The sequence below is a fragment of the Bacillus cereus group sp. BfR-BA-01408 genome (assembly GCF_022663305.1).
GTDB lineage: Bacteria > Bacillota > Bacilli > Bacillales > Bacillaceae_G > Bacillus_A > Bacillus_A pacificus.
Map to the genome: position 1 here is coordinate 1 of NZ_JAKUFF010000098.1, position 13,328 is coordinate 13,328.

Sequence of the window (13,328 nt, forward strand, 5' to 3'; positions counted from 1 at the left end):
CCGTTATTCCTGTCACTCCGGTTGGACCTGTTGCTCCCGTTGGACCCGTCGCCCCAGTTGGACCTGTCGCTCCCGTTGGACCCGTTGCTCCCGTAGGACCCGTTGCTCCCGTTGGACCTGTCGCTCCCGTTGGACCCGTTGCTCCCGTTGGACCCGTTGCTCCCGTTGGACCTGTCGCTCCCGTTGGACCCGTTGCTCCCGTTGGACCTGTCGCTCCCGTTGGACCCGTTGCTCCCGTCGGACCAGTTGGACCTAGCTTAGGCACTGTCCCATCGCAACTAAAACAACACGAATCAACATGTACACCATTTTGATTATTACACTCACAATACCCATTTATATTATTGCGCCATGAAGACATGTTGATCCCCTCCTTCAAATTCAATCTTTTAAGTATAAGCAACAAATAAAAAAACACCTATCAAATACCCCAGAATAACTTTACTCCGTACATTCTAATAATTATTACATGCGATTTTTACCCCTTTTGCTTGTACTTTTGCCTTCTTACTCAAACGAAATTCTTTTTCTTAATAAAACCACTTGATGTTCTCGTACTTGGAGCACCTTATTTCTTATAGTTGATGAGGGAGAGTGGGAAGAAAGTTAATAAAAAAGAGGCTTCTTGTTAGGAGTCTTCTTTTTTATTTGTTCTTATAGGCCAAAAGGAAACTATCTTTTTTTCACGAATGTAACCTATGAACATAACTAGGAGGGATAACTATGTACCAAACAATTGAAGGCTTCTTGCAATCATGGACATACGAGACTGAGTCTACTCAAAAAATACTCGATGTACTAACAGATGAATCTTTGTCACAAGAAATCGCACCTGGGCACTGGACGTTAGGAAGAGTCGCTTGGCATATCGTGACGGCAATTCCTGTTATACTATCTGGCACAGGGCTAAAGTTTGAAGGAGAAACGAAAGATTATCCCGTACCAACTTCAGCAAAAACAATTGCAGATGGATATCGTAAAGTGAATACAGCTTTTGTTGAAGCACTTCAAAGCGAATGGACGGATAAAGACTTAACTACTATTAATGACTTCTTTGGCCGCCCTATGCCAAATTCTATATTTTTAATGACACTCATTAATCATCAAAATCACCACCGCGGACAAATGACAGTTTTAATGCGCCAGGCTGGCTTAACAGTTCCTGGCGTATATGGTCCTGCAAAAGAAGAATGGGCTACAGCTGGAATGGAAGCTCCTAAAATGTAACTACAGAAAAAGACAAGGTGTTTACACATCTTGTCTTTTTCTGTAACTTGTTTCATGTGAAACTATTTTACGTATTCTCGTCATACAGTTATATCTTCCTTCTCTATATTTTTAATTCCGTAATATGCAATGGCAACTCCAATTGCTGCCAATGCTAGTTGAAGGGGAAGAAAAGTTGCCGTTGAAAACATTGGGGTGTTATTAATTGCAATTGATACAACGATAATTGATGAAACAATTGTAGTTGGCACTGAACGTTTAAGCATTCCGAAATATAGTGGGATTAAACTTATTCCCGCAGTTGCAACGGCTAAAGGAACAAGGTTTATCCCTTCTTGCATCAATTGATCTACTGTGAATGAATGAGGAAGAATTGAAAAATAGCTATCTATCCCAAAGAAAACTCCTACTACTAAAATATTAGATAAAATAACTGTTATAAATGTTAATGTTGCTGTAATAATCAACTTACTAACCATCATTTTCTTTCGGTTAATTGGATAAGAAAACATAAGTAGTATTGTTTTGTTTTTATATTCACCAATTATTAATCTTGCGATTAACACACTACCAAAAATAATAAACGTTGCTCTTACTAATGTACTAGCCATTAACAAAACCATCTGTGGATCTCTTATTTCTGGATCGCCTTCTATTTGAGAAACGATGCTCGTAAAGATCAGTAATGTCAGTATAGCGATATTTGCAATAATCGCTCCCCTTACATACCATCCAAGCTTAAACTTCTTCATTTCTAGCTTCATAAGACGTAGCATAATAGTCCTCCTTTCATTTGAAATTTAATCGATATAAATCGCTCCTGTTTTACTTAAAATCTTCATTTCGTTTTTCGCATCACCAATGGTTCCTGCTTTTACATGTTCTGTATTTTTATCTTTCTTAAGTCCTTTTACATTCACCATTACGTCAGACGAATTACTTTTAGCCGTAAGTTTTAAAGAAGTCGGAACACCTTTATACCGTACGCCAATATCTCCTGATTTTGTTTCTACAAATAACGATTTTCCTTCTTTCATATCCTTCAGTAATACTTCTCCCGATGTTGAAGTGATGTTCATATTTGAGTTACTTACATTTGTTATATAGTTATCACCAGTCGTAGACTTTATATTTAATTCTTGTACTGAACTATCTTTTACAGCTAACTCTCCACTTTGCGATATGAATTCACCTTTCTCAGCTGATAGTCCTACAACCATTTCATCTCCAGACTTGCTTTTTGTCACGATACTTTTTACTACTATATCGCTTATTTTCACATCACCCGATTTATTATTTAATACAATTTTATCTATTTCTTTCTTCGGAATAGCTATACATATACTATTTTTCTTCCTAAACGTGAAACCATTAAAAAATCTGGTCGCCTTTTGTTTTTGCTTAACTATAACTTTATTCCCTGCCTGTTCTATTTCGACAGGATCTACCTCTTTATCTAAACGTTTACCTTGAGCCGAAATGACTATTTTGTTAGCTTCTGTACTTTTAAATTCAATATCCCAGTTTTCATTGTCCACTTCTATTTCTTTTATATTATTTATCTCAAAAGACTTTTCTTTCTTAAAATCTTTCCCCTGAAATACTTTAAAACAAAAAAACGCACTAGCAATTGTAATGAATAATATTGCAATTACTATTATTTTTTTCACTATTCATACCCCAGTTCGTTATTGTTTTATGCTACATCGATCTTGTCGATTTTACGATACGATAAATAACTAATAAAAATTCCTAATAAACAGAGTACAATTGGGATAAATATAAAATCATACATACTTACTTGACCGCTTCCAGGACCTACGTTACTGTTCATTAGCATCCCAATTATTACTGCAGAAGTAATTGTTGTCGGTGTAGATTTCTTTCTCATCCCAAAAAATAAAGGAATTAAGCTTATACCAGATATCATAAATGCACTTATAAAGGTAGCTGGAACAGTAGCTATTATTTCACCCATCGTAATAGGTGTTTCAATTAACCCCATCATTGGGTTCATAAAAAATATGAGCAAACTAATAGTGAACGTAGCAATAATCATGCTGATAAAACAAAAACTAAAAACAATTGTTAATTTCGCCCTCATTAGCAATTTCCTTTGTAATGGGTACATAAACAATAGTTGCATTGTTTTGTTCTTATATTCATCAATTACTAAACGCGATAAAATGACTGCACTAAAAATAAGAAATGTCATTCTTATAAAAATGTTTGCTAAAGTCATATATTTTGTGAAATCAGTGAGGGCTGCGTCTACTTCACCTTTCACTCCCATCCCCATAAGGCTTACCGCAGCAAAAATTGCTATAATACAAATTGCTACCCCTTTAAAATAACTAGATAATTTATGTTTCTTCCATTCAAGTTTCATCAATTTAAACATATAAACCAAGCCTCCATTACTGACATAACTATCTCTATGCTACTAACATTCTAATTCCAGCAGTAACTACGCTCATCATTCCTATCACTATTATAATTAACAACCATTTCCGCTCAGGTTTTCTATAATATAAAATTGCACTTATAAACATTACGATTAATCCACTCACTAGATTCACTAACAATCCATTAAGCATGAATGCCCTCTCCATCCATTACATTTAAGAAATACTCTTCTAAGGAACTATGTTTCTTATTCATACTTTCTATTTCCACATCGTTCATAATAAGTGCTTTTGAAATAGCCTGCTGCGTCGCCTTCAATTCATACACGCGAATCATATTTCCACTCATTATTTTGTAATTTTTTATACCGAGTTTATCTTCTAAAATATAAGCTGCACGCTTCACATCAGGAACAGTAATTTCAATGTACTCTGTTTGTTTTCCGTTAATACTCTGCATTGAAACTTCTTTTATTAGTTTTCCATTTTGAATTACACCAATTGTATCCGCCATTAGTTCCATCTCACCTAAAATATGACTAGAAACTAATAACGTAATGCCATATTCTTTGCAGAGCATTTTAAATAAGTCTCGTAACTCTTTAATACCAATTGGATCTAAACCGTTAATTGGCTCATCTAAAATGAGTAATTCTGGCTTTGTCATGATCGCCCTTGCAATACCAAGTCGTTGCTTCATCCCTAATGAAAAATCTTTTACTTTTTTATTATCGATCCCTTGCAATTTTACTAAATGTAAAGCATGGTCAATTGCGTTTTTATCGTAATAGCCCATATATTCACAATGTAATTCTAAGTTTTCTTTCGCCGTTAATTTATCATAAAAGATTGGATATTCGATAATTGTCCCCATGCGCTTTAATACTTCATAAGATGTATCCGTTAACTTCTCACCGAAAATTTCAATATCACCGCTCGTCGGTTTTATTAAATTTGTGATCATTTTCATAATCGTTGTTTTACCAGCACCATTCGGTCCTAAGAAACCGTATATCTCTCCTTTTTTCACATGCATGTTAACGCTAGAAATAACTTCTTTCCCCTTAAACACTTTCGTTAACTGATTCGTTTTTAATATATATGTCATGTCGTTTTCTCCTTTCGCACTACTTTATACTTCTATAATAGACAACGGAAATCTCTTTTTTCTTACCCGTTCCTTACAAATTCCTTACGCTGAAAAAAAAGCTTGTAGAATCTACTTCTCTACAAGCTAAAACTGCATCTTTGTTAATACAATTGTAAAAATTGTTTTTTCATACGGCTTACTAAAAAGATGTATTTCTCCGTCCATCGCTTCTACAAGCCTTTTCGTAATCGTTAAACCTAGACCGCTTCCTTGGTACAATCTATTTCTGGAATCTTCAAGTGTGTACATACGCTCAAACACTTTATCAATATGAGATTCATCAATTCCTTTTCCTGTATCCCATACATCTATATACACATTCGTTTCATCATCTCTTAACGTCATACCGAGCGTCTTTCCATCATCTCCATATGTAATTGCATTTGATATTAAATTATTCAATACTCTACCTAATACTTCTACATTTCCAAGTGCATATATATTTTTTTCTGGTATATTAATATGAACATGAAAACCTTTCGTCGTCACTAAATCATAAAAAGATAAAATTTTCTCACGGCAAACTTCATTCATATTTACTTTTGTCATCTCGATTGCCTTGTCACCAGATTCTAGTTTTGCTAAATCAAAAAACTTATGAATCAGTTCCATTACTTCTAATGTTTTCACATGCACCTTTTCAAGTAATATTTGTTGTTCTTCTTTATTTATCGTTTTATCCTTATTTAACATTTCTGTATATCCAAGAATAACTGTTAGTGGTGTTTTCAAGTCATGTGAAATATTTGAAAGCATTTTTCTCATCGAAATTTCTACTTTCGCATGATCAGCATTCGTTTTCTGTTTCGCATCTAACAATTGATTAATTGCCACTAACAACTTTTGCAATTCTAGATCATCTGTCATAACGAGTAACTTCTCGCCTGTTTTTTCATTAACAATACTTTCTAATTTTTCATATGTGTATCGCAAATTTTTGCTATTATTTTTCCTCATTTTATATTGTAGATAAATGACACATAACAATATAAAAATAATACCTATTAACAAATTGACCATATTACATCACGTCCAGCTTATAACCGATACCCCATAACGTTTTAATGTATTCTGGATTAGATGGATCACTTTCGATTTTCTCACGCAATCTTCTCATATGAACATTAATAACGTTATCGTCACCGTAATACTCTTCGTTCCAAATTAGCGTATATATTTGTGCTTTCGTAAATACACGATTTTGATTCTTTACAAACAGTTTTAAAATCTCAAATTCTTTTAAAGTAAGTTTGAGAGGCTTCCCGTTTTTTTCCACAGTAAAATTAATTGGATCGATTGTTAAATCGCCAATTTGAATCATCTTTTCTGTTGTTTCTGTAGCTGAATATTTCGTAGACCTCCGAATACCCGCTTTTACACGCGCCGCCAATTCAATCATAGAAAATGGCTTACAAATGTAATCATCTGCTCCTAGTCCTAATCCAACAGCTTTATCAACATCTGTATCTTTTGCCGACATCATTAAAATCGGTACTGCACTTTTTTCTCGAATGATTCGTACAACCTCTAAGCCATCTAACTTTGGCATCATAATGTCGAGGATAATCAAATCAAATGAACCTTGTAAATATGTGTTCACGCCTTCCTCTCCATCAGACGCGATTGTAACTTGAAAGCCCTCTTTTATTAAATACTTCTGCACCATCTCTTGAATTGAAATATCATCTTCCACTAATAAAATATGATGTGACATATATCTATCCCCTTTTTTACAAACATTAACATTTTAATTGTATCGTAACTACTACAGACTGGAAACAATTATATGAATTTTCAAACCAACTTCCCTTCCTTCCATAACAATGATATGATGAAATTTACTACGATAGTTCATAATTAACTTTATATAAAGGAGACTTATCATGTCAGAAAACAAAAAAGTAAGCTTAGCTGATTTAATGCGTGAACAACTTGCAAAGAAAAAGCAAGGTAACGGTAATGGTCAAAATACAAAAAACCAAAGCCAAGAAACAAAAAAACTACAAAACCAACAAACAAAGAAAACAAACAACCAACGTAGACGTACAGGTGTATAAATGAACGGACAAAAACGTTCTAATATCGTACCCGGCCTTGAAGTTGATATTGTATTAAAACAAAATCAACGAACTGGCAAATTAACACGTGGCATTGTAAAAGATATTTTAACGAACTCCCCTTCCCATCCGCATGGCATTAAAGTGCGCTTGCAGGACGGGCAAGTCGGCAGAGTACAAAATATCGTTCAATAAGAAAAGGAGCTCAACTAAACTCGAGCTCCTTTTTCTTTATTACCCTTTAATTTTCTCAATGAAAACTACTTTTAAATAGTCTCCTTCTTTAAATTGATCGATTGTACGGAAATCTTCTGGTAAAGAATGTTCTTCTAATATTTTATATTTGCCATTCATTTCTTTAAATGCTGTATCGATAAACCCTTTAAACTTTTTCATATCGAATGCGCTACAATTTGTTGAAGCAACGATAATCCCGTTATTTTCTGTAATGGCAATTGCTTCTTTTAATAAGTTTTTATAATCTTTCGCTGCACTAAATGTATATTTTTTTGAACGCGCAAAGCTTGGAGGGTCAAGTACGACCATATCAAATTTCATTTTTTTCTTCGCTGCATATTTGAAGTAAAGAAATACATCTTCTACAATGATATCTTGCGCTTCATAATCAACTTCATTTACACTAAACTGCTCAATCGTTTTACTTAAACTACGATTTGCAAGGTCGACACTCGTCGTTTTGCTCGCTCCACCAAGCGCTGCAAATACAGAAAAGGCACCTGTATAAGAGAACATATTTAACACTGTTCTTCCCTTCGCATACTTATCACGAATTTGTTTTCGCACGTTACGCTGATCTAAAAATACCCCAACCATCGCTCCGTCATTTAAATAAACAGCAAAGTTCACACCATTCTCTTTTACGATAAGCGGGAACTCACCGCGCTCTCCTGCTACAAAATCATCGCCTTCAATGTATTTTCCTTTCGTATCAAAACGCTTCTTCTCATAAATACCTTTAAAATTTGCTACTTTTTGAAGAGCTGCTATAATCTCATCTCTGAAAGTATAAATCCCTTCGCTATACCAACTTACTACATAATAGCCGTCATAATAATCGATGATTAAGCCTCCAAGCCCATCACCCTCACCGTTTAGAACACGGAATGCTGTCGTATCACTTGATTTGTAAAATTGCTTTCGTTTATGTAAGGCAGATTTTATTTTACTTTCAAAGAAAGATTGATTAATTTGTTCACTCTCTTTTCTCGTTAAAATCCAGCCGTATCCTTTATTTTGTTTTCCATAATAACCTTTTCCGACAAAGTGGTTCTTCTCATCTACCACTTTAATGATTGTTCCTTCTTCCTGAACATCATTTAAATTTTGAATCGCATCTTTTAAAATAAGCGGATATCCACTTTTAATTTCTTTTATAAATTTCGGTTTTATTTTTACAGTTACTTCTGATCGCATATAAAAACTTCCTTTCCATTTGCATGCTTTCTCTATAGGAAGCATTTGAAAAACGAGACTGAAAAAACAGCCTCGTTTCACTATACCATATTATTGCTTTGCTAGTACAACTCACTCATTCTCTCGCTTAACCGCCACCTATTTACTACATTTTGAAATGGAAATCTTACTGTCCAACATAATAGAAAAAATACTTATATATTTCATATTTACCATTGACAATGATAATGATTTTCATTATCATTTAATGTATATGAGTTCTCGAAAATAAAGGCTACAACTTATAGGAGGAATAAACATGATTATTGTTACAAATACAGCTAAAATCACAAAGGGAAATGGACATAAATTAATTGATCGTTTTAATAAAGTAGGTCAAGTCGAAACAATGCCAGGATTTTTAGGATTAGAAGTTCTTCTAACGCAAAATACAGTTGATTATGACGAGGTAACAATTAGCACGCGCTGGAATGCAAAAGAAGATTTCCAAGGTTGGACAAAGAGCCCAGCATTTAAAGCAGCTCACTCACATCAAGGCGGAATGCCAGATTATATTCTCGATAATAAAATCTCTTACTATGATGTGAAAGTTGTACGTATGCCAATGGCTGCAGCACAGTAAAAACTGTTTTTTTAAAAGTATAGAATATGAGAAGCGTTACCACTTCTCATATTCTATACTTTTTATTTACTGTCTTTTTACTAGTTTCGCATGTACGACTAATCTTCCTGCTTCTGGATCAAGTGCATAGTCACATGTAGAAAGTGTTATAATTTCATCATTAACCGTCAATTTCGTATCCGTTTTGTAAAGGGATTTATCTTGAATTTGCTTTAAGAACGCTGTATACGCTGCATCGCTTTCAAAATCCGTTTCAATGTAATAAAAGTCCGTCGTTGTCGTATATACTGAAAAAACTTCAACGTCGTATCCTTCAAATAATGTATCGTAATACAATTTACGATGGGACATGAAGAAATCTTCATCCAACATCTTTTTTAAACTTCCAAACATAGAACCGTCCTTCATACGATGACCATATAAAATAGTATTTCGGTTTTGAGATTTCACATCATTACGATAATCCATAAAAATACTTCCCGCTCTCATATCCTCGCCTTTATAATTACGAAATAAATAGTAATCATTATCCTTCGCTTGAACGATTGGATAATTGATTTGTGTATCATCCATCGTAATCCATCCCACTATTTCTGGATTAATTTTTTGGAGAGCTTGAAACTGTTTACGTACTTCCCCATCTTCTGATTTTTCTTCCATTGGACTTCTCTTATAAATATGTTGCGCTTCAGCCATTACTTTACGATTTTCATAATAATCCATGAAAATCCCACCCAATTCATACATTGAATAGAAAAAGATTCCTAAAAATACAATTGTAAGTATTCGTTGAAAAAAAGAATTCTTTTTCCGTTCTTTCTTACTATTCAAATTATCACCTCAAAACGGATTATGCCCATCCTTTAAATTCCCATTGGTACCATGTATAACCCTGTATCTTCGTCTTGTTTTACAACGACATCTACACCGTATATTGCTTTAACCATTTCTTCTGTTATTACCTCATTAGGATTACCTTTCGTAACAATTTCCCCATCTTTCATAACGATAATATGATCACTATAACGAATGGCTTGATTAATATCATGTAGTACCATCACAATCGTTAATCCATACACTTCATTTAATTCTTTCACTAACTCTAATATTTCTAGCTGATAATAAATATCTAAATATGTTGTCGGTTCATCTAAGAAAAGCATTGGTGTACTTTGAGCTAATGTCATCGCAATCCAAACTCGCTGTCTCTCTCCGCCCGATAAAGCATGAATTGGCTTTTCACGCTTACTTTGCAAATTCGTACATGTTAGTGCACGCTCAATTGCTTCTCTATCTTCATCAGTTTGCGAAGAAAAAACATTTTTATATGGCATACGCCCAAAGCTTATTAGTTTTTCCACTGTAATATCTGCTGGCGCCTCATTTTGTTGATGGACAACAGCTAATTTTCTAGCAAACTCTTTCGGTTTATACTCACTAATCGCCTTTCCATCAAGTATTACTTCCCCACTATTAGGAGCATGATTTCTAGACATAACACCAAGTAATGTTGATTTCCCGCAACCATTCGGACCAATGATTGTTGTAATTTTCCCAATTTCTATTTCACTACTAACAGACTTTAAACGATTTGTTACATTATCGTATGAAAAGGTTACATTTTTAATTTCCATGAACTTTATCACTCTTTCTAAGCAAGAATATTAAGAATGGGCCACCAATAACTGCCATAATCGTCGCCGCTGGAATTTCGTTAGGTGGCACAATTAACCTTCCAATCGTATCCGCCGTCAAAATTAATAACGCTCCTGCAAGTGCAGAAAATGGAATCAACACTTTATGGTCTGAACCAACTAGTTGTCTCGAAATGTGCGGAACAAGTAATCCTACAAAAGCAATAACACCTGCAATCGCTGTTGATACTGCCGCTAAAAGTACTGCAATAGCAGAGATAATAAGACGAACTCTCGTCACGTGCAAGCCTAAGTTTTTCGCAGTCTTATCTTGTAGTGATAATAAGTTACACCAAGCTCCTACAAACAGAGCAAGAATAAGACCAATTGTTCCATACGTAACCATTATTTCTACATCACCCCACGTCTTCATCGTTATGTTAGAAGTCGTCGTTTGCTTAATACTCTTTATGAAATATCCACAAATCGTAATGAACGATTCACTTAATCCAGTGAACATCGCATTAATAGCTATACCAACTAAAATAATGCGAAGTGGACTTAACCCTGACTTCCATGAAAAGGCATAAACGAGATAACATGCAAACGCACCACCTAAAAAGGCGAATACTGGTGTCCAGAAAAAGAATTGCGGGAATAACGTAATAATAACAAGCGTCATAAAACTTGCTCCTGAAGATATCCCGATTACACCAGCGTCAGCAAGTGGATTTTTCATAACAGCTTGGAAGAGCACACCTGAAACAGCAAGAGCCGCCCCAGTGAACAGCGCAATAATAATACGCGGGAAACGTAAATCTTTAATCACTTCCACATCTTCATTAGCCCCTGTAAATATTCCTTGTACAAGGTCTACTATCCCTATTTCTAAACTCCCTTTCATTGCTGACAATGATGTCATAACAATAAGTAATACAGTAACAATGAGGAAACTCCAAGTTTTTTTATTCATTCCACTCTTCCTTTATATTAAAATGCATCACGGATACATCATTTTTTTCAATTCATCTAACGCTTCAATTGCTGCTAAGTTTCCTGTCGTTCCAAATAAACGCTCTTCTAAATCGTAAACACGATTATTTTTAACTGCCGCAAAATGTTTCCAAATGTCATTCGTTTTAAATTCTTTATCGAACATTTTTACAACTTCATCAGGCATACCGTGTGCTGCTCGTAAAATAATATCTGGATCAGCTTTCTTTAAATACTCTGTATTAGAAGCTAAATACTCTACTTGTTCACCTTGTACAATGTTTTTACCACCTAGTTGTTTTACTAAATCTCCAATATAAGAATGCTCTGTTGCCACTAAATAACTCCCCGGAACACCTAATAAAATAAGCACTGTCGGTTCTTTCTTTCCTTTTACTTCTTTTTGAATGCTAGCGACTTTTTTATTTAACTTAGTCACAACTTCTTCCGCCTGCTTTTCGCGTCCATATTTCTTACCTAAATCGTTAATTGAATTTTGCATGTTTTTCAAACTTGTTAAATCTAAAAAGTTTGCTTTCATACCCACACCATCAAAAACTGGCTTTAATTCATATTCAAGTGTTGTCACGGATAATACTTCTGACGGCTTTAATGATTTTACTTTTTCCATATCAGGGCTCATCGGATTCCCTACTTCTGGTAAACCTTTATATCGTTTTGGTAAAATTTTAGAACTTGTTGGAACACCAACTAAATCTACTTCTAATGCATCCATAATTTCAGTTACAGCGACTGTCGTTGCAACAACTCTCTCTTTACTCTCGCTCTTTACCTGCTTCGCCGTTTCTTTCTTTGATGATGAGCACCCAGCTATACTCACTAATAAAATAATAGCCATTAGTACACTTGCAATTTTCTTCACTCTCAATCACCACTCCTTTCCATACAATATGAAACAAGTCTTGATGCACGCCAACATGCATCAAGACTTCAAAAATTACAATCTACCTGCTCTATATTTACGAACTAGTAAAGCAAGTGAACCAAGCAGTAGCACCATGTATAACCCAAGCTGTGCTGTGTCTGCAGTTTTTGAGTTTTTCTCTTTTTTCGCATCATTATTTGTAGCTTCATTTTTCTTTTTACCATCTGCATTTCGGTTAAAATCAGGAGTTCCTACTGTTTTTACATTATCTACTTTCGGTGTAGTTACTGGATTTTCCGGATCATTCTTCGGATTTTTTTTTGGATCCTCTTTAATCGTTCCTACCGCTCCGATGTTATTTGTATCAAATTGAATTTGTACATCGTAGAAGTGATGGTAGTTCATTGAATCGATATCTACTTTTACTTTTGCATTTAATTTTGCAAATAAATCATTAGCTTCAAATTCTACGACTCTTGTATTTGCAGCCTTATCTTCACTTACTACTTTCGCATCTGCAAATCCACCATTATTTTCTGTTTGGAATTTTGTAATCCATTCACTATTTTTTAGTGTCATTGCAACATACTTCTTACCATCTTTCACAGTTAATCTTGCTGGACTTACAACATATTGATTCATCATTGAAATTTCTTCAGTCTTATCTTTTAACACTTTAAAAGCAATATCGTACTGACCGTCTTTTAAATTTTTCGGATCAACTGTTGGATTTTCATTTAGGTTATTCGTTCCATCTTGGTTGTTGTTTCCGCCCTGATTATCGTTACCATCTTGGTTATTACTTCCACCTTGGTTATCGTTTCCGCCTTGATTACTGTTATCACCTTGGTTATTGTCTCCACCCTGATTACCTAAAGCTTGAATACTATTTTTATCAAATACAAATTGAATATCGTAAA

Annotated in this window: 17 protein-coding genes and 1 pseudogene; 4 read left to right on the forward strand and 14 right to left on the reverse strand. The window is 34.5% G+C overall.

The window, feature by feature from the left end; genetic code table 11:
* A pseudogene (locus MR083_RS24225) lies at positions 1–361 on the reverse strand (collagen-like protein); the annotation flags it as partial.
* Between the two features lie 362 nt (positions 362–723).
* Between MR083_RS24225 and MR083_RS24230 the strand changes: the two are divergent.
* Positions 724–1,227: a DinB family protein gene (locus MR083_RS24230; protein ID WP_242269956.1), complete on the forward strand. Its 504-nt coding sequence runs from the start codon at positions 724–726 to the stop codon at positions 1,225–1,227.
* Between the two features lie 80 nt (positions 1,228–1,307).
* Here the strand turns inward: MR083_RS24230 and MR083_RS24235 are convergent, their stop codons facing one another.
* From MR083_RS24235 to MR083_RS24265, 7 genes are all read right to left on the reverse strand, one after another.
* Complete coding sequence (locus tag MR083_RS24235; RefSeq protein WP_000945203.1) at positions 1,308–2,003, reverse strand: ABC transporter permease; 696 nt, start codon at positions 2,001–2,003, stop codon at positions 1,308–1,310.
* A gap of 24 nt (positions 2,004–2,027) precedes the next feature.
* Entirely contained in the window at positions 2,028–2,897 is an 870-nt protein-coding gene (locus MR083_RS24240; RefSeq protein WP_000720985.1) for a DUF4097 family beta strand repeat-containing protein, read from the reverse strand.
* A gap of 26 nt (positions 2,898–2,923) precedes the next feature.
* On the reverse strand, positions 2,924–3,628 hold the full coding sequence (locus MR083_RS24245; RefSeq protein WP_000475537.1) for an ABC transporter permease: 705 nt from the start codon (positions 3,626–3,628) through the stop codon (positions 2,924–2,926).
* A 34-nt stretch (positions 3,629–3,662) separates the two neighbouring features.
* Positions 3,663–3,824, reverse strand: coding sequence for a hypothetical protein (locus MR083_RS24250; RefSeq protein WP_000931764.1), 162 nt, complete (start codon positions 3,822–3,824; stop codon positions 3,663–3,665).
* Positions 3,817–4,740 carry an ABC transporter ATP-binding protein gene (locus tag MR083_RS24255; protein WP_016718626.1) on the reverse strand — a complete coding sequence of 308 codons (924 nt, stop codon included), beginning with the start codon at positions 4,738–4,740 and terminating at the stop codon, positions 3,817–3,819. Before MR083_RS24255 ends, MR083_RS24250 begins: the two co-directional genes overlap by 8 nt.
* Before the next feature lie 126 nt (positions 4,741–4,866).
* Positions 4,867–5,802: a HAMP domain-containing histidine kinase gene (locus tag MR083_RS24260; protein ID WP_011040738.1), complete on the reverse strand. Its 936-nt coding sequence runs from the start codon at positions 5,800–5,802 to the stop codon at positions 4,867–4,869.
* Between the two features lies 1 nt (position 5,803).
* Positions 5,804–6,496, reverse strand: a complete 693-nt coding sequence (locus MR083_RS24265) for a response regulator transcription factor (protein ID WP_000018053.1) — start codon at positions 6,494–6,496, stop codon at positions 5,804–5,806.
* 169 nt (positions 6,497–6,665) lie between these two features.
* On the opposite strand from MR083_RS24265, the gene MR083_RS24270 reads away from it, so the two are divergent.
* A complete protein-coding gene (locus MR083_RS24270) occupies positions 6,666–6,839 on the forward strand; it encodes a hypothetical protein (protein WP_001293581.1) in 174 nt (57 codons plus the stop codon).
* Entirely contained in the window at positions 6,840–7,034 is a 195-nt protein-coding gene (locus MR083_RS24275; RefSeq protein WP_001014318.1) for a YwbE family protein, read from the forward strand.
* A 39-nt stretch (positions 7,035–7,073) separates the two neighbouring features.
* Here the strand turns inward: MR083_RS24275 and MR083_RS24280 are convergent, their stop codons facing one another.
* On the reverse strand, positions 7,074–8,273 hold the full coding sequence (locus MR083_RS24280; protein WP_001255962.1) for a class I SAM-dependent rRNA methyltransferase: 1,200 nt from the start codon (positions 8,271–8,273) through the stop codon (positions 7,074–7,076).
* A gap of 298 nt (positions 8,274–8,571) precedes the next feature.
* Here MR083_RS24280 and isdG point away from each other — a divergent pair, with 298 nt between their 5' ends.
* Positions 8,572–8,895, forward strand: a complete 324-nt coding sequence (gene isdG, locus MR083_RS24285; RefSeq protein ID WP_000587815.1) for a heme oxygenase — start codon at positions 8,572–8,574, stop codon at positions 8,893–8,895.
* Between the two features lie 66 nt (positions 8,896–8,961).
* Here the strand turns inward: isdG and srtB are convergent, their stop codons facing one another.
* From srtB to MR083_RS24310, 5 genes are all read right to left on the reverse strand, one after another.
* The gene (gene srtB / locus MR083_RS24290; RefSeq protein ID WP_001086114.1) at positions 8,962–9,726 is read right to left on the reverse strand and encodes a class B sortase; all 765 of its coding nucleotides are present in this window, start codon (positions 9,724–9,726) and stop codon (positions 8,962–8,964) included.
* 32 nt (positions 9,727–9,758) lie between these two features.
* Positions 9,759–10,529 (reverse strand): ABC transporter ATP-binding protein, encoded by a 771-nt coding sequence (locus tag MR083_RS24295; protein WP_000403753.1) that lies wholly within the window; start codon positions 10,527–10,529, stop codon positions 9,759–9,761.
* A complete protein-coding gene (locus MR083_RS24300) occupies positions 10,519–11,502 on the reverse strand; it encodes a FecCD family ABC transporter permease (RefSeq protein ID WP_242269957.1) in 984 nt (327 codons plus the stop codon). The genes MR083_RS24295 and MR083_RS24300 overlap by 11 nt, the downstream gene beginning before the upstream one ends.
* Before the next feature lie 27 nt (positions 11,503–11,529).
* Positions 11,530–12,411: a heme ABC transporter substrate-binding protein IsdE gene (gene isdE / locus MR083_RS24305; protein ID WP_011040739.1), complete on the reverse strand. Its 882-nt coding sequence runs from the start codon at positions 12,409–12,411 to the stop codon at positions 11,530–11,532.
* A gap of 69 nt (positions 12,412–12,480) precedes the next feature.
* A partial coding sequence (locus tag MR083_RS24310) for an NEAT domain-containing protein (protein WP_242269958.1) occupies positions 12,481–13,328 on the reverse strand: 848 nt, incomplete at its 5' end.